The 23369-nt window shown below is 58.8% G+C and carries 22 protein-coding genes and 1 tRNA gene; 12 read left to right on the top strand and 11 right to left on the bottom strand.

What is annotated here, in order from left to right:
• Window positions 1-25: 25 nt before the first annotated feature.
• On the bottom strand, window positions 26-2215 hold the full coding sequence (locus HUS57_RS05920; RefSeq protein WP_173931945.1) for an anthranilate synthase: 2190 nt from the start codon (window positions 2213-2215) through the stop codon (window positions 26-28).
• A gap of 206 nt (window positions 2216-2421) precedes the next feature.
• Window positions 2422-3153 (bottom strand): phosphatase PAP2 family protein, encoded by a 732-nt coding sequence (locus tag HUS57_RS05915; protein ID WP_173931944.1) that lies wholly within the window; start codon window positions 3151-3153, stop codon window positions 2422-2424.
• Between the two features lie 118 nt (window positions 3154-3271).
• Between HUS57_RS05915 and HUS57_RS05910 the strand changes: the two genes are divergently transcribed.
• Both HUS57_RS05910 and rnk read left to right on the top strand, forming a co-directional pair.
• Window positions 3272-4402, top strand: coding sequence for a site-2 protease family protein (locus tag HUS57_RS05910; RefSeq protein ID WP_173931943.1), 1131 nt, complete (start codon window positions 3272-3274; stop codon window positions 4400-4402).
• Window positions 4403-4633: 231 nt separating this feature from the next.
• Window positions 4634-5050, top strand: a complete 417-nt coding sequence (gene rnk, locus HUS57_RS05905) for a nucleoside diphosphate kinase regulator (RefSeq protein WP_173931942.1) — start codon at window positions 4634-4636, stop codon at window positions 5048-5050.
• A 634-nt stretch (window positions 5051-5684) separates the two neighbouring features.
• On the opposite strand, the gene HUS57_RS05900 is transcribed toward rnk, so the two are convergent.
• The 3 genes from HUS57_RS05900 to HUS57_RS05890 form a co-directional block, all read right to left on the bottom strand.
• Window positions 5685-5936, bottom strand: a complete 252-nt coding sequence (locus tag HUS57_RS05900; RefSeq protein WP_173931941.1) for a hypothetical protein — start codon at window positions 5934-5936, stop codon at window positions 5685-5687.
• Window positions 5937-6062: 126 nt separating this feature from the next.
• Entirely contained in the window at window positions 6063-7742 is a 1680-nt protein-coding gene (locus HUS57_RS05895) for a formate--tetrahydrofolate ligase (RefSeq protein WP_173931940.1), read from the bottom strand.
• A gap of 262 nt (window positions 7743-8004) precedes the next feature.
• Complete coding sequence (locus tag HUS57_RS05890) at window positions 8005-9093, bottom strand: DUF2333 family protein (protein WP_246727783.1); 1089 nt, start codon at window positions 9091-9093, stop codon at window positions 8005-8007.
• A gap of 287 nt (window positions 9094-9380) precedes the next feature.
• Here HUS57_RS05890 and HUS57_RS05885 point away from each other — a divergent pair, with 287 nt between their 5' ends.
• From HUS57_RS05885 to HUS57_RS05865, 5 genes are all read left to right on the top strand, one after another.
• Window positions 9381-10328 (top strand): choline ABC transporter substrate-binding protein, encoded by a 948-nt coding sequence (locus HUS57_RS05885; RefSeq protein WP_173931938.1) that lies wholly within the window; start codon window positions 9381-9383, stop codon window positions 10326-10328.
• A 75-nt stretch (window positions 10329-10403) separates the two neighbouring features.
• Window positions 10404-11258, top strand: a complete 855-nt coding sequence (gene choW / locus HUS57_RS05880) for a choline ABC transporter permease subunit (protein WP_173931937.1) — start codon at window positions 10404-10406, stop codon at window positions 11256-11258.
• On the top strand, window positions 11255-12457 hold the full coding sequence (choV, locus tag HUS57_RS05875; protein WP_173931936.1) for a choline ABC transporter ATP-binding protein: 1203 nt from the start codon (window positions 11255-11257) through the stop codon (window positions 12455-12457). The genes choW and choV overlap by 4 nt, the downstream gene beginning before the upstream one ends.
• An 88-nt stretch (window positions 12458-12545) precedes the next feature.
• Entirely contained in the window at window positions 12546-13295 is a 750-nt protein-coding gene (locus tag HUS57_RS05870) for a DUF2470 domain-containing protein (RefSeq protein WP_173931935.1), read from the top strand.
• Between the two features lie 3 nt (window positions 13296-13298).
• Complete coding sequence (locus tag HUS57_RS05865; RefSeq protein WP_173931934.1) at window positions 13299-14099, top strand: RNA methyltransferase; 801 nt, start codon at window positions 13299-13301, stop codon at window positions 14097-14099.
• Between the two features lie 65 nt (window positions 14100-14164).
• Here the strand turns inward: HUS57_RS05865 and HUS57_RS05860 are convergent, their stop codons facing one another.
• A complete protein-coding gene (locus tag HUS57_RS05860; protein ID WP_173931933.1) occupies window positions 14165-15373 on the bottom strand; it encodes a hypothetical protein in 1209 nt (402 codons plus the stop codon).
• Window positions 15374-15447: 74 nt separating this feature from the next.
• Window positions 15448-15981, bottom strand: a complete 534-nt coding sequence (locus tag HUS57_RS05855) for an EipA family protein (RefSeq protein WP_246727782.1) — start codon at window positions 15979-15981, stop codon at window positions 15448-15450.
• Window positions 15982-16324: 343 nt separating this feature from the next.
• Between HUS57_RS05855 and HUS57_RS05850 the strand changes: the two genes are divergently transcribed.
• Complete coding sequence (locus HUS57_RS05850; protein ID WP_173931931.1) at window positions 16325-16954, top strand: histidine phosphotransferase family protein; 630 nt, start codon at window positions 16325-16327, stop codon at window positions 16952-16954.
• Between the two features lie 74 nt (window positions 16955-17028).
• Window positions 17029-17400, top strand: coding sequence for a response regulator (locus tag HUS57_RS05845; RefSeq protein WP_173931930.1), 372 nt, complete (start codon window positions 17029-17031; stop codon window positions 17398-17400).
• A gap of 104 nt (window positions 17401-17504) precedes the next feature.
• Here HUS57_RS05845 and ctrA read toward each other — a convergent pair whose 3' ends face one another.
• Entirely contained in the window at window positions 17505-18200 is a 696-nt protein-coding gene (gene ctrA, locus HUS57_RS05840) for a cell cycle two-component system response regulator CtrA (protein WP_173931929.1), read from the bottom strand.
• Window positions 18201-18628: 428 nt separating this feature from the next.
• Here ctrA and HUS57_RS05835 point away from each other — a divergent pair, with 428 nt between their 5' ends.
• Complete coding sequence (locus HUS57_RS05835) at window positions 18629-19003, top strand: flagellar export protein FliJ (protein ID WP_173931928.1); 375 nt, start codon at window positions 18629-18631, stop codon at window positions 19001-19003.
• Between the two features lie 340 nt (window positions 19004-19343).
• Here HUS57_RS05835 and HUS57_RS05830 read toward each other — a convergent pair whose 3' ends face one another.
• A complete protein-coding gene (locus HUS57_RS05830) occupies window positions 19344-19619 on the bottom strand; it encodes a DUF1153 domain-containing protein (RefSeq protein ID WP_159587124.1) in 276 nt (91 codons plus the stop codon).
• A gap of 226 nt (window positions 19620-19845) precedes the next feature.
• Between HUS57_RS05830 and mnmA the strand changes: the two genes are divergently transcribed.
• Entirely contained in the window at window positions 19846-21024 is a 1179-nt protein-coding gene (mnmA, locus tag HUS57_RS05825) for a tRNA 2-thiouridine(34) synthase MnmA (protein ID WP_173931927.1), read from the top strand.
• A 51-nt stretch (window positions 21025-21075) separates the two neighbouring features.
• On the opposite strand, the gene HUS57_RS05820 is transcribed toward mnmA, so the two are convergent.
• Complete coding sequence (locus HUS57_RS05820; protein WP_173932315.1) at window positions 21076-22029, bottom strand: Gfo/Idh/MocA family oxidoreductase; 954 nt, start codon at window positions 22027-22029, stop codon at window positions 21076-21078.
• Window positions 22030-22234: 205 nt separating this feature from the next.
• Here HUS57_RS05820 and HUS57_RS05815 point away from each other — a divergent pair.
• Window positions 22235-22311, top strand: a tRNA-Met gene (locus tag HUS57_RS05815).
• 116 nt (window positions 22312-22427) lie between these two features.
• Here the strand turns inward: HUS57_RS05815 and HUS57_RS17920 are convergent.
• A complete protein-coding gene (locus tag HUS57_RS17920; RefSeq protein WP_246727752.1) occupies window positions 22428-22820 on the bottom strand; it encodes a hypothetical protein in 393 nt (130 codons plus the stop codon).
• Window positions 22821-23369 lie beyond the last annotated feature (549 nt).

The raw sequence follows: 23369 nt of genomic DNA, 5'->3' as shown, positions 1-23369 counted from the left end.
CCGCCCGGCGAAATGCCTTGCAGGCTCAGGCTGCCTTCCTCTTCGCCTTGCCAGGTAACTGCGACACCACGTTCTCGATCATCCGCATTCCGGCGTCCTGCCCGAGCGTCATGATGGATTCTGGGTGGAATTGCACTGCCGCTATGGGTTCACTCTCATGCTCGATCGCCATGATAATGCCGTCCCCCGTTTTCGCGGTAACACGGAAAGGCTGCGGCAAGCGCGCCGGATCGGCATAGATGGAGTGATAACGCCCCACCGTAATTTCCTGAGGCAGGCCGGAGAACACGAGGCTGCTGGGGTCGGCTTTGATGCGCGACGGCTTGCCGTGCACCGGCTCGGGGAGATGGCGCAGTTCTCCTCCATAGGCAACCACCAGCGCCTGCAACCCTAAGCAAACCCCAAAAATTGGCAGATCGCGCTCGCGCGCCTTCCTGATGGTGGCCGTGCAATCGAAATCCTGCGGAGTACCCGGCCCTGGCGACAGGACAACTAGATCGGGCTTCACCCGGTCGAAAACCTCCTCCGTGACTGGCGTGCGCACGGTTGTGACCGCCGCCCCGGTCTGGCGGAAATAGTTGGCAAGGGTGTGCACGAAGGAATCTTCGTGATCGACCAGCAGAACCTTTATTCCCTGACCCATTCTCATTGTTTCGTTAGCCTCGTCTGCCATATTCGTCTTTCCTGCCTCGCGAACGGCAGAAAGCATGGCCGATGCCTTCAGTTCCGTCTCGGCCTCTTCCTCGATACCTTCGGAGTCGACCAGGAGCGTTGCGCCTGCCCGCACCTCGGCAATGCCGTCCTTGATGCGAATGGTCCTCAGCGTCAGCCCAGTATTCATATCACCGTTGAAGTGGATCATGCCGATGGCTCCACCATACCACGCGCGGGGGCTCTTCTCGTTCTCCTCGATGAAGCGCATCGCCCATAGCTTAGGCGCGCCCGTGACCGTTACAGCCCAGGCATGGGACAAGAAGGCATCCAAAGCGTCCATGCCTTCCCTAAGACGGCCTTCTATGTGATCCACCGTGTGGATGAGGCGAGAATACATCTCGATCTGCCTCCTTCCGATCACCCGCACCGAGCCGGGCTCGCACACGCGAGACTTGTCGTTGCGGTCGACATCGGAACACATGGTCAGCTCCGCCTCGTCCTTCTTGGAGTTGAGCAGCTTCAGTATCTGCTCCGAATCGGAGATGGCATCGTCGCCGCGTTTGATCGTGCCGGATATGGGGCAAGTTTCCACCCGCCGTCCCGAAACACGCACAAACATTTCAGGCGAGGCGCCAATCAGATACTCCCCTTCGCCCAGATTAATGAAGAACGAATAGGGTGACGGGTTGGTCAGCTTCAGCCGCCGGGAGATCGCCGAGGGGCGGTTTTCGCAGCGTTCGAAAAATATCCGACCCGGCACCACCTCGAAAAGGTCGCCGCGGCGGAAGCTTTCCTTCGCCTTTTCAACGAGCTTTGCATATTCGCCCGGCTGGTGATCCCCCCGCGGCGGCACTCGGGTGCTGTGGTGGAACGGCTCCTCCCTACCCTCGCGCGGTAACCCGACGGTGGAGAAGCCTTCGCCTTCATAATCATAGCGGTCGAGCCATGCGCGCGCTGCATAATGATCCACGACGAGAATCTCGTCCGGAAGATAAAGCAGCAGATCGCGCTGGCTTTCCGGCCGCTGAAGCCGGGGCTCCACCGGATCGAACTGAAAGGCCAGGTCGTAGCCGAAGGCGCCGTAGAGTCCGAGATTTGCATCGTGCTCCGTACGGAAAAGACCAATAACCGCCCGCAGGACGGTGAAGACGGACGGAACGCGGGATCGCTCTTCTTCGCTGACGATCTCTGCCGGCTCTGCAACTGAGAGCGCTAGAAGATCAGCCTTTTGCCCGGTAATGGTTACCTCCGGGAGGCGGACGATGGCCGAGGCGATAGTTGGCAACATGGCCGTTCCACGAGCATTCAACGCCTCGATCTTCATCGCACGGCCACGTGCGGAGATGGCAATGGGAGGATCGACAATCGCCGTATCCCAACGCGTGTAGCGGCCCGGATACTCATAATTGGAAGAGAAGACAGCGCCGCAACGGCTGTCGAGAGCGTCGACATACCGGTCCAGAGCGCTCGCATATGGTGTCTCGCGTCTGCTGCGGGTGATCGCGACACCGCCCGCCGTGAGGAAACGTTCCGCGCCGTTTTCAAGGACTTCCACGCTCATGCCATGCTCCCTTCGAAGGTGCGGCCGGGAAGCCCAGAAATGCAAATGGCCGCCCGGTTCTCACCTGCGGCCACTCCTGATTGTTGAACGCAATGCTTGCGCTGGCCGCCTGTCAGCGAGCCCACCACCAAAGCTTTGCGAAAAGAACAGTGTTCATGGTCGTCTTCATAGCTGCGGAGAGCGATGCTTGCAACCGATTTCCGGGTTCATTTCCCTTCTTTCCGCCAGAACTGGAGCGCCGCCGAAACAAGCCAGGTAAGGCTTGCCCATGCCCCGCCCAGAGCCCATCCCGCGGCGACGTCGCTGGGCCAATGAACACCAAGATAAATACGGGTCAGACCGACGATGAAGGAAATTAACAGGGCAACGACCACGACATAGATCCGCACACGCATGTCATCGAAGAAACGGATAACCAGAGCGGAGAGGGTGAGAAACACCACAGTTGACATCATTGCATGCCCGCTCGGGAAACTGGCAGTGTGCACCTTATCCAGATGCTCAACCAGATCAGGCCGCGGGCGTGCAAAATATGCCTTCGAGAACTGCGACACCAGCCAGCCGAGCGTCACCGACAATCCCGCATATAGAGCTGGCCCATAGCGACGGGTAACGAGGAGAAAGCCGGTTAGCACGGCGAGCGATAGAATGATGACGGGATAACCACCAAGGGCGGTGATTTCCAGCGCCACTTCCTGCATCCATTCCGGGCCCAATGGCAGAGAAGGATCAACCGGATCGCGGAACGCAAGGAAGATCTGCTCATCCAAGGCGTGGATCTCCCCTTCCGCCACTTCATCGGCAATGGCTAGAAACGCGTATAATCCAGAGGCAAGAATGGCCAACATTACGGCGGGAGTAACCGTCTGGGGTCGGCTTTTCATGCCCCTGACAAGTCCCGTCAACCTTCTGCTCAACCCGTTGCCATGCGATGACATTCTGTCTTTCCTGATTTCCCTCGAACTTGAAAAACCGGCGCGGTGATAGATAAGTGACTATATATTGTTGAGATGCGTGATCCTTTCTGGTGCGGCTGCACATCAAGGAGCAATTGGCATGACATGGTCGTTCAGCATCGGCAAGGTCGCCGGAACGGTAATCCGTATTCACGTGACCTTCTTCCTGCTCCTGATCTGGATATGGTTCATGCATTACCGCATAGGCGGTACGGCGGCTGCATGGGAGGGGGTAGCGTATATCCTGGCTATCTTCGCCTGCGTTGTGCTGCATGAGTTTGGCCATGCGCTAGCAGCGCGCCGGTACGGCATCAAAACGCCCGATATCACGCTTCTGCCAATCGGGGGACTGGCGCGGCTTGAGCGTATGCCTGAAGAGCCACGGCAGGAGTTGTTCATCGCCCTAGCGGGGCCGATGGTCAATGTTGTCATCGCTGCCATAATCATTGTTGGACTTGGAGGCTCTGCAGGGATCGAGCAGATGATGCAGGTGGAGGACCCGCGCGCCGACTTCCTGGTCCGGCTGGCCGGCGTGAATATCTTCCTTGTGCTCTTCAACATGATCCCTGCCTTTCCGATGGACGGCGGACGGGTGCTGCGTGCGTTGCTGGCCACCCGCCTGACCTGGGCCCGCGCTACCCAGATTGCGGCCGGCATCGGCCAGGGGCTGGCCTTTCTCTTCGGCTTTCTCGGCCTTCTTTACAATCCGCTCCTCATCTTCATTGCCATCTTCGTCTATCTGGCGGCAGCAGCCGAGGCGCAGAATGCGCAGATCCGCGATATCGCCAACAGCGTCCTGACCGGGGACGTGATGGTGACCGAGTTCGCCTCCTTCGACCGTTCCTCCACCATCGCCCAGGCGATCGACCGACTGCTTGCGACGACGCAGAGCGAGTTTCCCGTACTCGATCCCGCAGGCCATCTGGAAGGCTTGCTTACGCGTAACGACATGATCGCTGCCCTGAAGGAAACCGGGCCGGATGCTCCGGTTGTCAGCGCGATGCGTACCGACATTCCGCGCGTCCACCGGCGGCAAAGCCTGACGGAAAGCTTTCGCCTGATGCAGGAAAGCGGCGCGCCCGCCGTGGCGGTGATGGACAGCGAAGGCCGACTGGTCGGGCTGCTGACCCATGAGACGATCGGCGAGATGATGATGGTACGCTCCGCGATGCCCGAAGGTTTCCGTCTGGGACGCCGTCGCGGTGGTGCACCGCTCGTTCGTCGTTCTTGACATCTGCGACGCCCTGCCCCACCTTCCATTCATGACACCGTGCGTAAACCCTCTCATTGTCTTTTTTCGAGCGTGTCCCATCGCGGGACACTGACCCCGGGTTCGGTGTCATGCGCCTCCGAACACGGGGCGCAAAACCAGTCGCCGCCCCACCAAGGAAGCGACAGTTCCAGGCGCAGTTTCCAGAAACCCGAGCCGGCATGGCAGCCGGCAGCACTTGGATCAAAAGCCATGCAAAAGAAGACCGGGCGCAAGCCCAGAATCACCGTTTCTAGAACCGACCATGATCGTCTGCTTGGACTTGCCGAGGCGATAGAAGAGCGCGACCCCGTGCTGGCAGAGACGATGATCTCGGAGCTTGAACGAGCGCGCGTTGTGGAGGACAAGGCGTTGCCGGAGACGGTGGTCCGCATGGGGTCGACGCTCACCTACACAACTGATGACGGCGAGCCGCACACTGTCACACTGGTCTTCCCGGTCGAGGCCGACATTACCCAGGGGAGGATTTCCGTTACGACACCCGTTGGAACGGCATTGATCGGCCTTTCCGTCGGCCAGTCCATTGACTGGACCGCGCGCGATGGCCGGACTCACCGGCTTACTATCACGGAGATCAAGCCTGCGGTGGTGGGAGCAGAGGGTACGTAAGTACCGGCTGCCTCCGATTGAAGGGTGCTCTCAACGAGCGCCGAACTATGCACCACACCTTGCGGCAAGCAGCTCGCCAGACCGCCCAAATCGGGCGTTGTCCACGAAGATCTTGATATCCGTGGCCGATGCTGGCCTCGTGGAGCTGGATTCCCTCGAAGGTAACTAAGGGGGGTCCGAAACTCCGCCTTGCCAGCATATCTTCCGCCGCTTAGCTTATGGTGGCCAGAAAAGCCTGCCCTCCGACGCTGCCGAGCGCGCCTGTTCAATCCCGCTTTCGGCGCCCGCATTCCGGGCGTATGCTAAAGCACTTCCCGCGCTTTATGACTTGACTGCGATGTGGCGGTGCGTTCGCGTGTGCTTCTGGGGCTACTTTGGCGCAGGTGAATGATGGGAACAGCACTTGGCGGTAATCTGCCGTTGTGTTCCTGAAGGCTTGCGAGGAAGGCATGTCTGCGCGGCATACGTTAGCGTGTCAAGCAGGTTCCGCGGGGTTGCAGGGGCAAAGATCGGCGGACAGCGCGGCGCAAGGCAGCGCAGCGCCTTCCTCGATCACGGAGCGCGAGGACATCACGTTGAACGGATGGTGCAGCGGCCCATGTCCGAGCGGTCGATGCGCATCAGCCGGAGCGCCCTACCCCTGCTTCGTGACCGCGGCTGAACATATAAGAAGGTCGGCCCATGCACCCGAGAGAAGCGCCCTTGCATCCTGAAGCGCCGTCGGACCTGGTTTGACGGCCAGCTCTTCCTCGATCCAGCTAATAGGCTCGTATACATCTACAAAAGCAGGCCCGTCGACGAAGACGGCGCGCCTGCGCAAGAGCGCGACGTGGCGCGCGCTGCCGGGTTGGGTTTCCGAAGGCCATTGGAAGACCACGGCCTTCATTCCCCGATCCCATCGAGAAGGCCTCTGCCAGACTCAAGCGCTGCTGGGCGCAAAGGCCGAAAGAACCAACGTCACATTATCGAATGCGACCGGATCCAACCTCGAAGTTCATGGCGCCAAAAATGTTCAGGAAAGTCCCTCGATAAAGCCTTGCTCGTTAAGGAAAATCCGCTCGGCGGATGGCACCCTGGGCAGTCCCGGCATCGTCATGATCTCACCGCAGATCGCCACCACGAAGCCGGCGCCTGCCGCAAGCCGGACCTCACGAACGGGCACGACATGGTTCACGGGCGCTCCAAGCAGGTTCGGGTCAGTGGAGAAGGAATACTGCGTCTTCGCCATGCAAACGGGCAGATGGCCGTACCCCTGCTCTTCCCACTGCTTGAGTTGCGCACGAATGGACTTGTCGGCGATAGCACCCGAGCCGCGGTAGATGCGTTTGACGATGGTTTCAATCTTCTCGAATAGCGGCATGTCGTCAGGGTAGAGCGGAGCGAACTGCGAGGCAGCTCTATCAGCAAGAGCCACCACCTTGTGCGCAAGCTCCTCTGTACCGGCCGAGCCTTCTGCCCAGTGGCGGCAGACAATCGCCTCCTCACCCTGGGCCGCGACATACGCCTTCACGGCATCGATCTCTGCCGGCGTATCGGTGTGGAAGTGATTGATGGCCACAATCGCCGGGACACCGAACTGCTTCACATTCTCGATGTGGCGGCCCAGATTGGCACAACCTTTGATGACCGCCTCGACATCCTCGGCGCCGAGGTCTTCCTTTTTCACCCCGCCATTCATCTTCAATGCCCGAACGGTGGCGACAATGACGGCAGCAGCCGGCTTCAGCCCCGCTTTGCGGCACTTGATGTCGAAGAACTTTTCAGCTCCCAAATCAGCCCCAAATCCAGCTTCTGTGATTACGTAATCGGATAGCTTCAGGGCGGTGCTGGTGGCCATGACCGAGTTGCAGCCATGCGCGATATTGGCGAACGGGCCGCCATGGACAAAGGCAGGGTTGTTTTCGAGCGTCTGCACCAGATTGGGCTGCAGCGCGTCCTTCAGAAGCACGGCCATTGCCCCGTTTGCCTTCAGATCGCGGGCGAAAACCGGGCTTCGATCGCGACGGTAAGCGACGATGATGTCACCAAGCCGCTTTTCCAGATCCTCCAGATCCGTCGCCAGACACAGGATGGCCATCACCTCAGAAGCGACGGTAATATCGAAGCCCGCTTCGCGTGGGAACCCATTGGCGACACCTCCGAGCGAGGAGACAATCTCCCGCAAAGCACGGTCGTTCATGTCCAACACGCGCCGCCAGGTAACGCGGCGGGTGTCAATGCCCTGTTCATTGCCCCAGTAGATGTGGTTGTCGATGAGGGCCGCCAAGAGATTGTGGGCAGAGGTAATTGCATGAAAATCGCCCGTGAAGTGCAGGTTAATATCCTCCATCGGCACGACCTGCGCATAACCCCCTCCGGCAGCGCCGCCCTTCATGCCGAAGCACGGTCCAAGCGACGCCTCACGTATGCAGACCATGGCGCGCTTGCCGATGCGATTGAGGCCGTCTACGAGGCCAACCGTTGTGGTCGTCTTGCCTTCACCTGCCGGCGTGGGATTGATGGCTGTGACGAGGATCAGCCGGCCATCCGGGTTATTTCGCGCCTCAGCGATGAAGGCGGCGGAAACCTTGGCCTTGTCATGTCCATACGGAATGAGATGCTCCGGCGGAATACCGAGCTGGGCGCCGATCTCCTGAATCGGCTTCATCTTCGCCGCGCGCGCAATCTCGATATCCGTATTCATTTCTGCCATCTGTCCCTCCGGCCGTTGGCCAGCTTTGACCACATAATATGCCCTGCGCACAAGATGCATTGCTGAAAGCGCGCTGCTGTCCCGAAACTGCCACCTAATGCAACATTCGCGACAGAGCCTCTGCAATACAGGACCTGCATTCTACTTCTTTTGTCAAAAATGATAGCCGAAGACGCCGTGCGCTGCGCCCTTTGAACACATTACTACTTCAACCAGTCTGCACATCCGCTAATTTTGCCGCAGACAAATGCCGCCTTGCATCTCAGCGATCCAGAACCTGCCGCAACTCCACCAGATTTGAGCGCGCGCGCAGGATGTAAAAGCCCATTGTTGCAAGGTGCGTCGGCATGATCCAGCCATCCTCACGGCCGTTCGAAACGATGGGCGGCGTGATGTTGAGCGCCGCCCGGAATTGACTTTCCGTCGCATCCCATAGCGATTCCAGGGAACGCTGGCTTACCACATCGGAAAAATCCCCCCGAGCTGCATGGAGCAGACCATAGTAGCCATAGAGCTGACCATAGGCGAACCAGAAGCGGTCGTCAGCGCGCGTGTCGAACCAGCCGCCATTGTAATTCTCCGAACGCTCGCGAAGGATGGCGGAAGTGGAGCCGAGATCACTGGCAATGCGGTCAAGAAACTGGATGAGATTGTCAGCGCGGGCATCGAAAACCGCATCACAGCTCTCCAGCCGGTCATTGAAGGCGCGAAGCGAGTCGATGGCCGTCCGATAGAAGCTTGGCGTTGGCGTCTTGGGACCAAAAGGCGAAAGACCAAAATACCAGGCATCTTCGGAGAACTGAATGCTTTCCCGAGCCTTCTGCAAGTCACGGTCGATCTGGGAGGTGCCTCTCACACGGCCTAGCGCGTCGACAAGCTCTACGGCGGTGCGCCGGACCGTCTGATTTACCCCCCGCTGGAAGGACGCCTTGTTGTCAAAGAAGGGCGTATCGTCCCATGCAAGGCCGAAAAAGCCCAGCTTGTAAAGAAGCATGGAAGAAATCCATGCATTCTGGTTGACGTTCATATCCGTCAGATCGGCAGCCACATCGGCGATGACCGAGCTACTGCAGGTGCGGCTCCCCTCCCCGCTACGGGCCGGCACCTGCTCGCCGGCGGAAACCTGTGCTTCGGCTCGCAAATCATAAGCTTGTACATAGTCAGGATCGAAACCGGTCCACACCTGGGTCTGCCAGAAGAAATAGGCGTAAAGGCCGACGAACAGGAGGAGAAAAACAACGACGATGCCACGGATGATCCAGCCGCGGCGTCTTACCCATCTGCCAGAGGCGGCGAAGGGACGCACAAGCAATGCGAAAAATCGGCCAATAACGCGGCGAACCGCTGCCAAGACACGCGAGAAGAAATCGAACACGCTGCGCCTCCTTCAGGCCGGATCATGGGGCGCCTTTATAGGCGCAAGCTTTGAGATAGGCGCTCAGTCGCTCACGCACAATCGGTTTTCGGCAGGAGTTATTTAGCTGCGAAACTTTCATCTTGAGGTTTAGGTTCGCGATTTACCTGCGACCTTTCCGCTTGCGGAGGGTTAAAAATGGTGATTGCCTTTAAAAAAAGAGCGAGGCCGACTATGGATCGGTCCTCACACAAATTGTAGCGTCTAACAGGAGGGAGAAGGTTATGTCCTTCAAGCGAACGATTATTGCCGGCTTCGGAGCCGCCTTGCTCATGGGTCCGGGAAGCGCGCTTGCCGCAGACCCAGCGTCCTGCCGTGCTGTGACATTTTCGGATGTAGGCTGGACGGACATTACCGCGACCACCGCCACCGCCACAGTCCTTCTGGAAGGACTTGGATACCAGCCGGAGGTGCAGGTTCTCTCGGTGCCGGTGACTTATGCCTCTCTCAAGAACAAGGACATCGATATCTTCCTCGGCAACTGGATGCCGACGATGGAAGCAGACATCGCTCCCTATCGCGAGGATGGTTCGGTCGAAACGCTGGTCACCAATCTGGAAGGAGCGAAATACACGCTCGCCGTGCCGCAGTACACCTATGAGGCAGGACTGACGAGCTTCGAGGACATAGCGGATTTCCGCGAGGAGCTGGATGGCAAGATCTATGGCATTGAGCCGGGGAATGACGGCAACCGCTTGATTCTAGACATGATCGAGAATGACATGTTCGGACTTTCAAGCTTCGAGCTGGTTGAAAGTTCTGAGGCCGGCATGCTGGCGCAGGTGCGCCGCGCCACCCAGAACAAGAGCCACATCGTCTTCCTAGGGTGGGAGCCGCACCCCATGAATGCCAATATCGACATGGAATATCTGGAAGGCGGAGATGAGGTTTTCGGGCCTGACTTCGGCGGCGCGACCGTACATACGAATGTTTGGACAGGCTTCACCGAGCAGTGTCCCAATCTCGGCCAATTGCTGCACAATCTCGTTTTCTCGCTTGAAATGGAGAACGAGATCATGGGTGCGATTCTCGATGATGGGCAGGCCCCGGAGGCAGCGGCGACAGCCTGGATCAAGGAGAATCCGGAGGTGCTCGATGCTTGGCTCGATGGGGTAACCACTTTCCAGGGCGAAGATGGGCTTGAAGCTGTGAAGGCACATCTGGGCCTTTAACCGGCGATTGCCAGGCGCCGGGACCCCCGGCGCCTGCCCTTACCTTTTTCCCCGAAACAGAAACGCGCCAGCTTCATGGACCCTGTTACGCAATGGATCGAAGCGTGGAAGATACCCATCGGGCGATGGGGGCGGACCTTCTTCGATTTCCTGACTACCAATTTCGCACTTTTCTTCGATACTCTCGCCAATGGCCTTGCCTACCTCCTGAACGGAATGACGGCGATGTTGCTTTATCTTCCGCCAAGCCTTGTGGCGGCGCTGCTGGCAGCACTGGCCTTTATCCTGCAACGCTCATGGCGGCTGGCGCTTGCAGTGCTTCTGGGGCTCGCCTTCATCATCAATCAGGGTCTGTGGCGCGAGACCGTGGAGACACTTGTTCTAGTGGTGTGCGCCGCCGCAGCTTCCATGGCCATCGGCGTGCCCATAGGGATCTGGGCGGCACACAATGCGAGAGTTTATAAGGTCATAAGACCGATCCTCGATCTCATGCAGACGCTGCCGACTTTCGTCTATCTAATTCCGGTTCTCATCCTTTTCGGCCTCGGCGCGGCGCCAGGCCTGATCGTTACCGTGATTTTCGCGTCGCCCGCGCCAATCAGGCTTACCTATCTTGGCATAACATCGGTGCCACAGCCGCTTCTGGAAGCGGGGCAGGCTTTCGGCGCCACCAAGAGACAACTTTTGTGGAAGGTTGAACTGCCGGCTGCCCTGCCCTCGATCATGGCAGGACTTACCCAGTGCATCATGCTTTCGCTTTCGATGGTCGTCATCGCCGCCCTCATCGGGGCGAACGGCCTTGGCAAACCTGTAGTAAGGGCCCTCAATACGGTGAACATCCCACTTGGCCTGGAGGCAGGACTCGCAATAGTGATTCTGGCAATCATTCTCGACAGAATGGCGCGCATCGGCCGGGAGCACGAGCGATGAAACCGGCCGTTGAATTCCGCAACGTCTCCATCATTTTCGGCACCGAAAAGGAGAAGGAAAGGGCTCTGCCGCTGCTGGAAGCAGGCGCGAGCCGCGCCGAGATCCTAGAGCGCACCGGCGCGGTGCTCGGCTGCGCGGACGCTAACCTGACGGTGAAGAAGGGTGAGATCTCCGTGTTGATGGGGCTTTCCGGCTCGGGAAAGTCGACCTTGTTGCGCGCGGTCAACCGGCTCAATCGCATGGCCCAGGGGGACGTGATCGTGCGAGACGGCGATTGGGAGGTAAGTGTCGCAACCTGTTCGGAAGCGGAGCTGAGAAAGATCCGACGCGAATGCGTCGCCATGGTCTTCCAGCAATTCGCGCTTCTGCCCTGGCGCACAGTCGAGGAGAATGTGGGCCTTGGGTTAGAGCTTGCCGGCACACCCGCCAATGAACGCCATGACAGGGTAATGGAGCAACTTAAGCTCGTCGGTCTGGAGGATTGGGCAGACAAATATGCCCATGAGTTGTCAGGCGGCATGCAGCAGCGCGTGGGCCTTGCCCGGGCGTTTGCGACCGAAGCGCCGATCCTTCTCATGGACGAGCCATTCTCGGCGCTCGATCCGCTCATCCGCACCAAGCTCCAGGATGAGCTTCTGGAGCTTCAGGCGCGGCTGAGAAAGACCATCCTTTTTGTCAGTCACGATCTGGAAGAAGCGCTGAAGATAGGCAATCGCATCTCCATCATGGAGGGCGGCCGAATCGTGCAGACCGGTTCGCCGGAGGATATCGTTCTGAAACCTGAGAACGACTATGTGCGCGACTTCATCGCCAATGTGAATCCTCTTTCGGTCTTGACCGCATGGAACCTGATGCGCGATGCGCGGGATCTGGAGCCCGCGGGGGAGGACTGGCTGTGGCTCGACCGGCGCCGCACCACCCGCTTCAAGTTCGATGAAAATATGCTTGTGATCGACGCGGAGCGCAATGGCCGCCCCGCCATCTGGGTTTCCTGCGACCATATCGAAGCGCTCCCTGACGACCGAGCCAAGGTCTTCTGGGCACGCGCGGAAACACCGCTAAAGACCGTGATGCAGGCCATGCACAAGTCGCAGACGGCACCGGTGGCCCTTTTCGACGAGGCGTCCCGCTTCGTCGGCTCCATCGGGGTACGCGACGTGCTCAAGGCTGTGATCAGAACCGGTGGCAAGAAGGATTGACCGCAAAGGACTTTCTGTCTTGAGCGGAACCGGGCCAAGGGAACGCTGAGCCGAGCATAACTGAAGGCCTCTGACGCAAGAGACGAACATGGTTGAGAAGGATCCCTATCTTCCCACGGACGCTGAGGCTATTCGCCTGGCGAGGTCGGTGCTGCGGACCGCCCGCTTCGGTGCCCTTGCCACGCTCGATCCTGCCGATGGCGCGCCCGTTGCCACGCGGGTGGCAGTGGCAACCCATATGGATGGAACACCGTTGATCCTGATTTCGTCACTTTCAGCGCATCGTCAGGCGATTGAGGCAGATCCGCGATGCTCGTTGCTTGTGGGAGAACCCGGCAAGGGCGATCCCCTTGCACATCCGCGCCTGACGATAAAGGCAAGGGCGGAAAGGCTGATGAGGGGGACGCCGCTCCATGACCATGCGAGGCGGCGCTATCTCAACCGGCATCCGAAGGCGCAGCTTTATGCGGATTTTGCCGATTTTGCCTTCTTCCACCTGTTACCGGACACCGGCCTCCTCAATGGCGGCTTCGCGCGTGCCTACCGGCTGAGCCAGGAAGAACTGGTGCTTCCCGGGCCGTTGGAGCCCTATCTGGAAGTTGAGCAGAGCGCGATCGAACATATGAATGCCGACCACGCGGATGCAGTCGAGAACTATGCCATTCATTTTGCGGGCGCCAAGCCGGGAAAATGGAAGCTGACCGGCATTGATCCTGAAGGCATCGACCTTTCAAAAGGTGATGATGTGCAACGCATCTTCTTCGACCAGCCGCTGACGGATGCTTCGAAGCTGCGCCCTGCACTGGTCGGTCTGGCGAAAAGAGCGCGAGAGAGCTAAGCGTTGGACAGCAGGCTCATACGGATATCCGATCCTGAAGATCCGCGGATCTACACCTACCGCAACATCAAGGAGCGCGATCTGGTCGGCAGGGAGCAGCGTTTCGTGGCCGAGGGCAAGGTGGTGCTCGATGTGCTTCTAAGCTCCGGCCGCTTTCAAGCAGAATCCGTACTGCTACGGGAAAACCGGGTGGCCGGAATGGCGCCTCTGCTCGCACGCCTTCCAGACAACGTGCCCGTCTATGTTGCGGAAGGCGCTGTAATGGACACGATTGCCGGTTTTCCGATGCATCGCGGCGTGCTGGCGATCGGGCTGCGCGGCCCGGAGGAGCGCCTGGAAGCGCTGCTTGCACGAATGCCAGAAGAAGCGCTCGTGGTCGCTCTTTGCGGCATTTCCGATCACGACAATATGGGCGCGATTTTTCGCAATGCTGCTGCGTTTGGGGCTGATGCCGTGCTAATGGATGCCAGCTCTTGCGATCCTCTTTACCGCAAGGCGATCCGCGTCTCGGTTGGCGGTGCGTTGGAGGTGCCTTTTGTCCGGGAAGGAAGCGCGGATGCGCTCGTCGACATCCTGCAGGAGAAGGGATTCAGGGTGCTGGCGCTCAGCCCGTCGGGCAAGGATGACATCAAGTCGGTGAAAAGAGCGCCGAGAACCGCCCTCCTTCTGGGAGCGGAGGGCCCGGGATTGCCGCAACGATTGATTAAACGGCTGCCTTCAGTCCGCATTCCGATACGGTCGGATTTTGATAGCCTCAATGTTGCCGCAGCGACAGCCATCGCCCTGCACGAACTATGGCGGTGACCAGACTGGCTAGGCTTTGTTTAGCGCAACTCAGGGAACGAGTATCCACTTCTCGCCCAATCGCGCTATTCGGCTGCTGCCGGACCTTCCCGCAGGGCTTTTACGCGTTCAGCGAGGCTGAGCGGGGCGTTTCTGCCATTGCAAGTCTTCGCAGTGGCCTGCGCCAGCGCCTTCTCGATCGGTGAATCCAGCCCTTCGGCAAGCGCAACGGCATTTACCACTTCGGCTGCCAGATCGGAGATGCGGTCGCGCAGCGTATCGGCGTCATGATTAGAGGTCGTCAGCCTGCCGCCTGCTGCAAGCTCCGCTCGCAGTTTCTTGTTTTCCCGCGTCAAAGCGGCAAGCCGCAAACGCAGCCGCTCATTTTCGGATTTGCGGCCCTGCTTGCGCCCTTTGGCCGGTGTTTCGCCACCCTCCAGAAAAGCGGAAACCTGCATCGAAAGGTCAGCGACCTTCATCTCCAGCCGCGCTTTAGCCTCGTCCATCTCCTCTGCACCGGAGGCGGCATTCGGGTTGATCCTCTGTTTCAGGCGAGCGATCTCTTTTGCTTGGCGCTCCAGGACTTCCTCGCGCGTTGAAAGGCTAGTCATCAGCGTTTCAATCCTACGCTCCAGCTCCGGTATGCGCTCACGCTCCATGCGCAAAGCCTCCTCGGCGCGCGTACGGTCCGACATGGCCTCGCGCATGGCGCGCTCGGCCTCCTTGCGCTGATGCCGTGTCAGCTTGATCGTATCATTGAGCCGTTCGATGTCTGCCTCACGAGCGGCCAACTGAACCTGCAAAGCGCTGCCTGTAAGGCTTGCCACTTCATAAAGGCGCGAAAGCTTCTCCACTTCCGCCTGCGTTTCCTTCAAAGTGCGCTCAGTCTGGGCCAGCGTTTTGGAAATGGCCGCACGTTCCGCCTCTCCCTCGGAGAGGAGATTGGTGAGATTTTCGTGCTCTTCTTGCAGGGCAGCAATGTTCCTGTCACGCTCGGCGCACTGATCCTTCAGCAACCGTATCTCTTCGCGCAGGCGGGTGGACTCGACCATGTCCTGCGTGGATCTTTCCTTTGCAGCTTCGATCTTCATCTCAAGCCGCCGCATCGCCATCGCATGCTCCGCATGGATGGCGTCAATTTCCGCCTGCCGCTCCTCCTGGGTGATCGGCATAATCTCTTCCATGCGCTTTCGCGCAAGCGCGGCGGCACGGCGCCAGAGAACCGGCGCCATCGCCAGTGCAAGCGCCATGGCCGCCAAGAAACCGAGGGTGAGGAATAAGACGGCTTGAATCAAATGCCTTAGGGTCCATCGAAACGTGGCGCTCGTTCTGACTTACCACGCGCCCACCTCAGAAAGAAATAGAATGCTCAGAACGGATTCCAAGTCGGGCTTGGCGTTACCTTCAAATAACCGAGATTAACCCCGAGCCGAGCCCCTACTCCCGTGCGAATGGGAACGATGAGAACGGCTCCGTTCTTCAGCACATTAAAGCCGAGCCCCGCCACGACATAGGCTGAGCCCGCAACGCCCGCATAGCGCCGGTAAAGGCTGCTCACGGCATCGAGATTATAGACGAGCACCATGACCCGCGAGCCCTGCGCTCCGAAGTCCCAACCGACGGACGGCCCTTGCCAAAATACGGGATGATCGCCGACATTCTTTGTGTAGAGCGTACCCTCTCCGTAGGTAAGGCCGCCGATAACGGCGCCCGAACCCTCTTGGCCGAGGACATAGCCATTGGGCAGGCCATAGGTAGAAAAGACTTTCTCCACTAGTGTGGCAAGACCGCCGGTCGTCGCACCAAAAAAGTTGCTTCCCGCATCGACGATCTCTTCCATTGTGTAGGTGCCATCCTGGGCACGGGCGGAGGGGACGGGCCACAGACTGGCCGCGCCCAGCATCACCAGCGCCAGCACCAGAAAGGCAAGCCGTTGAACCGCACGGCGAAGGGAGCTGGTTGGCATCGATCATCTCCTTGTGAAAGCAAGGGAATCCGCAATCGGAATTCCAAAACATGATTCGGACAATTGGAGAGTACTGCGTAATCCTTTTTCAACCATTAAGCGCTTTGGAGAATCCCCAGCGGTTACGCGCTGCTTGGCAAAAGCCTGCGACCACTCGCTTTGTTGCCGCAGCCTTCTGCCGTGTGTAACCAGAACCGGTTGGTCGCATTAGCGATTCGCGGCGTGAGAAGGACGGCACTTCGCCGATTCCAAAAATGACCTAGGGGACAGGTTAAGGAACATGACAGAAACTCTTATGCTAAGCGCGCCGGATCTTACGGCGCTGATGTGCAGTCGCGTCTGCCATGACATCATCTCGCCCGTGGGCGCAATCAATAACGGCCTGGAACTTCTTGACGAAGGAGGAGCCGACGAGGAGGCGATGCAGCTCATCCGCGCCAGCGCCGCCAACGCCTCAGCAAAGCTGCAGTTCGCCCGCCTCGCTTTTGGCGCGGCAGGCTCCGCAGGCATGCAGATCGATACGGGCGATGCCGAAGCCGTGGCGACCGCGTTCATCCGCAACGAAAAGCCGGAACTGGAATGGGTGGGCGGACGCGCTCTGCTGCCCAAGAACAAGGTGAAGCTGCTGCTCAACCTCATTCTTGTTGCCAACGCTGCCATCCCCAGGGGCGGAAAATTGACAGTGCGGCTTGAGGACCTGGAGACGGAACCGAAGTTTACGGTCTTCGCCCATGGTCCGATGGTGCGCGTGCCGCCCCGCTTTCTGGAACTGCACTCCGGCCAGGGTACAGAAGAGCCCGTCGACGCCCACAGCGTCCAGTACTACTACACGCTGCTGCTGGCGCGGGAGACGAACATGACGATCTCCATCAAAGGCTCCGTCGAAGAGATCGTCCTGTCCGCGGCTTAGCGAAGGCTTAACCCGCGCTTGCTAGCCGCTTTACGGTTAGTTGGGGCGGGTGTGCTTTGCAGAACACAAGAGAATTGAAGCGCTGTTTGTTCGTCGACGACTCCAGTGCGATCCGCAAGGTCGCGAAACGCATCCTGACGAGTGTCGACATGCTGGTGGCAGAAGCCTCCACCGGCCTTGAGGCTATCGATATCTGTAGGCACGAAATGCCGGATATCGCCGTCATCGATATTCGCCTGCCGGATATGGATTCCATAGAGCTCATAACGCGCCTTCTGGCGCTCGATCCGGAGGCCAATCCGTATATCCTCCTGTGCACAAGCGAGCTTGATCTTGGAGCGATCATGAAAGCCAAAAGAGCCGGAGCCTCCAGTTATATCCTGAAGCCCTTCACTCGTTTGCAGCTTCTGGAGAGCTTTCGTGAATTAATGCCAGCAACGGCATGACCGGTGAGAACCCGCCCGCCGCTTGATTGGCGCCGGCTTTATCCCTCCGAACAGCAACAAAAACCCGGCACTTAGGCCGGGCTTGTTTAGAGAATGGCTGTCGTTCAGGCGCTTTCCCGGACTTCTTCCGGCTCACGCAGAACGTAGCCGCGTCCCCAGACGGTCTCGATAAAGCTTTGTCCGCCGGAGGCAGCATCAAGCTTCTTTCGCAGCTTGCAGATGAAGACGTCGATGATCTTCAGTTCCGGCTCGTCCATCCCGCCATAAAGATGGTTCAGGAACATCTCCTTGGTAAGAGTAGTGCCCTTTCTGAGCGAAAGGAGCTCCAGCATCTGGTATTCCTTGCCGGTCAGATGCACCCGCTGGCCTGCGACCTCGACCGTCTTGGCATCGAGATTGACGACAAGATCACCCGTGGTGATGATAGATTGGGCATGACCCTTGGAGCGGCGGACGATGGCGTGAATGCGGGCGATAAGCTCGTCTTTATGGAAGGGCTTGGTCATGTAGTCATCAGCCCCGAAGCCGAGCCCCCTTACCTTGTCTTCGATGCCGGCCATGCCAGACAGGATCAGAATTGGCGTCTTGACCTTGGACAGACGCAGCGTCCTCAGGACCTCGTAACCTGACATGTCAGGAAGGTTGAGATCGAGGAGGATGATATCGTAGTCGTAAAGCTTTCCTAGATCGACGCCCTCCTCCCCGAGATCCGTCGTATAGACATTGAAGCTTTCCGATTTCAGCATCAGTTCGATGCTCTGTGCGGTCGCACTATCGTCTTCTATGAGCAGAACACGCATCTTATCCCCTTTCCGCCGCCAAGCCGGGTGTGGCAGGCATCCCGTACTGAGCAGTGGTTATCTGAGTCGGAAGCTGCCAGTTAATGGTTAACAAACTCTGATTCGTTCTTGCAAGCGCTAAGAGCATGTTTCAGCTCTCGCAAGCACGATATTGATTCCAATATTGAATCACTTCTCTACTCCGAGGCCGACACGGCCCTGTTCGTTACAATCGGCAGTAGCAGTGACGACGCCCTGCAATCGCCGGAATTTTTACCGCGCCTTAAGCGATAGCTCTTATGATTAACAATGCCCGTAAACGAATGGTTACCGCCGGAGCCGAAGCTTAGGATTTTGTTTTCCAAACCGGTGGCTGAAGGCGCGGGGGCGCCCGCAGCGGGTGGGCACGCAAAGTGTAACATGCGTCCGCGTTTTGTGGGAGTTAGGATATGAAATCACGTGAAAATCTTGTTCGGCTGAAGCAGTTTCGGGTGAATGAAGGACGTCGGCGGATGGCCCAGCTTGATGCGATGATCGCCGACTTCGACCGCATGGCGACGGAACTGGAAGCGCAAATCGCAGCAGAAGAAAGCAAGGCCGGGATAACTGATCAGAACCATTTTGCCTACCCCACTTTCGCCAAGGCGGCGCGCCTGCGCCGTGATAATCTGCGCACATCGCAAGCCGAGCTCATACATCAGAGGGAGCAGGAGAAGGCGGAGCTGGCCGAAGCGGAGGCCGAACTGGCGAAAGCCGAAGCGCTCGAGACGCGCGATGCAAGGCAGCGCTGCGGTGGCGAAGCGCGCGCGATGACCGGATCCTGACCAATTTCTTCAGCGACCGTAGATCGCGGTCGCACCTCTTCAAAAGGGCGCTTTCATCTGCCGGAAAAGAAGCATCAGGCAAAGGCGAGGCTGCATCATAAGAGACGATCGCAGCCGCCATTTTAAAGCCAGGAGCTGCCGCCTGCCGGCAGCCAGTGACGCGGAAACATGAACGAGGTCATGTACGCGTCAAATTACTGACGCAGCAAAACAGGCCGCCATCGACGCCCAGGATTTTACGAACGAGCTGGATTCCCGCGTCCCGGACGAAGACGGATCGGCACGCGGCGCCGCTATGATGCGTGGCGGATGATGCCGTAGAAGCTATTCAAGACCACCGTCAATGACGGTATTGCTGGATGCGCGTCGTTCGCAAGCCTTGCAGTCCATATTCGTCGATCGACGCCTGCCAGGACAGGAATTCCTCCACGGTCAGGCGATAGCGCTGACACGCCTCCTCTAGGCTTAACAGCCCCCCGCGCACGGCGGCCACTACTTCCGCCTTGCGCCGAATTACCCAACGACGCGTATTGCTCGGCGGCAAGTCGGCAATCGTCAGCGGACTGCCATCGGGGCCGATGACATATTTTACGCGAGGGCGCACCAGATCGGTCATCGTACTCTCTATACTGAACCAAGACCCAATCAGCCCGACCATAAAGTCGTAGCTTTTAAGATTTGCCTAAACGCTTGGTAAGGCTAGGGTAACACAGATGAATCCGGCGTTAGGAATTACCGTTCATCTTGAATAAAATGCCTGCGACCATCCTGCCGACGCAGAGCGGCTTGACCTGCCGCCGTCCGATTGCCATGTACCGCAGGCAGAAGCGAAAGACGAACCGATGAACAGCCTGGATTTGCCCCACCCCCCAGAGAAGACCCGCGTCGTGGTAGCCATGTCGGGCGGCGTGGATTCTTCCGTCGTCGCCGGTTTGCTGGCGCGTGAGGGATATGAGGTGGTCGGCGTCACCCTGCAGCTTTACGATCATGGCGAAGCCACGCACCGGCCGGGATCATGCTGCGCCGGTCAGGATATCGATGATGCGCGGCGGGTGGCCGAGACGCTGGGTATTGCCCATTATGTGCTCGACTATGAGGAACGCTTCCGCAAGGCCGTAATTGACCCGTTCGCCAACAGCTATCTGACCGGCGAGACACCGATCCCCTGCGTCGCCTGCAACCAGACCGTCAAGTTTTCCGATCTGCTGGCAACAGCGCGCGAGCTCGGCGCAGACGCACTCGCTACCGGTCATTATATTCGCTCACGGCCGAACGGGGCCCATCGGGCTCTCTACCGCCCTGTAGATGCGGAACGCGACCAAAGCTATTTCCTTTTCGCCACAACGCAGGAGCAAATCGATTATCTGCGCTTTCCTCTCGGTGACCTTCCGAAGCCGGAAGTTCGCAGGATCGCCGAGGCTATGGGCCTTTCGGTCGCTTCCAAGCAGGATAGCCAGGACATCTGCTTCGTGCCGCGTGGGAACTATTCCGATGTCATTGCCAAGCTGAAGCCCCAAGCGGCCAGTCCCGGACATATCGTGCATATCGACGGACGCGTGCTCGGCCGGCACGAGGGCATTCTGCGGTATACGGTTGGCCAGCGCCGTGGGCTGAAGATCGCGGCGGGCGAGCCGCTTTATGTGGTTCACCTTGATGCGGCCCGCTCACTTGTCGTGGTGGGGCCACGCGAAGCACTGGAGACGCGTCGCGTTCTCCTCCGGCAGATGAACTGGCTTGGCGACGGTCCGTTGGAAGCGCTGCCACGGGAGGGGATGGAGGTCTTCGCCAAGGTGCGTTCCACCCGTCCGCCTGCGCCGGCAACGCTTCATTTCCAGAATGGCGCCGCCTTTGTGGATCTGCATGACGGCGAGGCTGGTGTTGCGCCGGGCCAGGCCTGCGTTCTCTACTCGGACGATGGAGGCGGTGCCCGCGTCTATGGTGGCGGCTTCATCGAACGCGCAGAGCGCCATGCAGAAGCAGAGGCGCTGCTCCAGCGGCTTGAGGAGCGCCTTTCGGCTTAAGCTGCTCTATGCGTCGCCACCGCTACCGCATGAAGTGGTGTCCATTTAGGCTTAAGCGTGCGAGATGGTTCCCGCAGTAAGGATGCGCAGGACCTCGATTCCTTCCTCGCCGGAAGTACGCGGCTGGGTGCCATTTTCGATGCAATGGAGGAAATGCTCTAGTTCTCGTGTGAGCGGCATCCCCTCTTCCACCTCCACATAAGATGGTTCGTTGGTGGTGAAAGCCCATTGTCCGCTATCCTGCCAGACCGCGTGGCGGTAGACCGCAAGCTTGCGCCCCCAGGGCTCGACATCGTCAAACACCGCCATCGCCTTGTCGCCTACCACCGTCAGACGCCTTTCACGATAAGGATTGAGACGCGAGGCAAAGAGATGGCTTCGAAGGCCGCTCGCAAAGCGCATATGCAGGTGGGCGAAGTCGCTCAAACGGTCGAGGAGCGCGGCACCCTCCCCGCGCACTTCCATGGGGGGAGCGCCGGTGATCGCCAGAATCATCGAAAGATCGTGCGGAGCAAGATCCCAAAGAGCGTCGTTCTCGGTATGAAACTTGCCCAGGCCCAGCCGGTGGGAGTGGATGTACCCCACCTTGCCTAGTTCGCCCTCATCGATCAGTTCCTTCAGCTTCTCAAATGCAGGGTGAAAGCGCAGCACATGGCCAACCATGAAGACCCGGCCGGCTGCTTGCGCTGCCTTTACGGCCCGTTCGGCATCCTTCACGGTCAGCGCGATTGGCTTTTCGACAAGTACGTGCTTACCGGAGGAAACCGCCTTGATAGCATACTCCGCATGAAACTGCGGCGGCAGCGCCATGACGATGGCGTCGATCGAATCGTCAGTGAACAGATCTTGCGGTTTGATCGCGCGGCACTCCTGCTCACTGGCGAAACCTTCGGCCCGCGCCTGATTTGCATCGGACACGGCGCTGAGGACGCCCAGCGATTTCAATGTACGGATGTGGTTCGAGCCCCAATAACCACATCCCAGAACGGCGATACGCAGCTTCATCATTTTTCACGTGAATTTCTGGCGGACACATACCGATGCCAGTCCAGCAACTCAACCCCGCATGCGTCACAAAGACAGGGATGCGCGAGGATGTCACGCCCGGGAAGAAACGATTACGGAGCAGCTTGACACCATCCGGCCTGCCACCTTATATCCGCCCGTCCCTAGGTCACGAAGCACCATTATGGTGCGGCTTGACGCTTGCGGCGGAGTAGCTCAGTCGGTTAGAGCAGAGGAATCATAATCCTTGTGTCGGGGGTTCGAGTCCCTCCTCCGCTACCAGCCTGTCCATTGTACGGCCCTGAGACATAGGTAACAGGCTGTACCTAAGACATGGGTGACAACCTCGTGCCGTACGGGTTGTCGATTGTCTGTAAGGTCCTCTGTTCCAGGCCGATCTATCCCAGATCGTAGTCCATGAAGCTGACGAGCCATATGCCGTCCTCGACCTCCTTGATTCCGAGTCTGGACCGCCAGCACGGTCGAGACGTTGATCTTCTTTCTTGCCATGCAGATGCGGCCGCATGCGGTGACGAGAATGTCCCTGTCATGGAAGGGATAGTCGAGCTCCGGTAATCCGCGATAGGGTCGCGGCGATGGGTTGTAGCGCTCGGGAGGGCAAGCCATATTGAGCGCCTGGTGCGGCCGTTCCCCATTGAATTCGCCAGCTTTCTGACCAGCAACTCCCGGATCTTGCGGGCGCCCGAGTGTGGCTTATCCTTCTTGCTCTCGACGATCAGACGCTCGATCTGCTCGGGCAACTGGTTGGCGAAGCGAACGCCGGCACACATCGCTCATGCTCTCGCCGTCCAGAAGACGTCCGACAAAACGAACCCGCTCGTCCATCACCGAACACTCCTTCCACGGCATCAACACCTCCCGCAAAGCGAAAAGTGCTACCCATGTGTCCGGCACACAACATCACCTATCTTTCAGGCCGCTCATCCCCAACCTAGGTTTTGAACTCCCGGGGAGGGTGGCATGCACTTTTCTTTTTTGCCACGAAACAAATCTCGAAGAACGAAGCGGCTGACCGGCTTCTCTGTCGCCGCGCTTGGCAAAAGCCGCCGCCATGTCGGCGAGGAGATATAGCCGATCTTCGGGCAATGAGACGGCTGCCTAAGCCCGAAAAGCGAAAACGCTGCTGCATGCGTAAACTTGCCTCATCGGAGGAGCATTACAGACAAGCATCAATAGAGAGAGAAGATCTTGAAAAGATTGATGTGCGCACGGAGGTCCTGGGCTCGCCAGGAGGATGGCCGCGTGCAGGAAATATCCCCCGCACCGCATCCTCCGCGGCCACGACTTTTGCCGCCCCTGCTGGGCTTTTCGTCGTACGG

This window comes from Chelativorans sp. Marseille-P2723 (genome assembly GCF_902809845.1).
Lineage (GTDB): Bacteria > Pseudomonadota > Alphaproteobacteria > Rhizobiales > Rhizobiaceae > Chelativorans.
The sequence above is the reverse complement of the archived record's forward strand: the minus strand, read 5'-3'. Positions and strand labels throughout refer to the sequence as shown.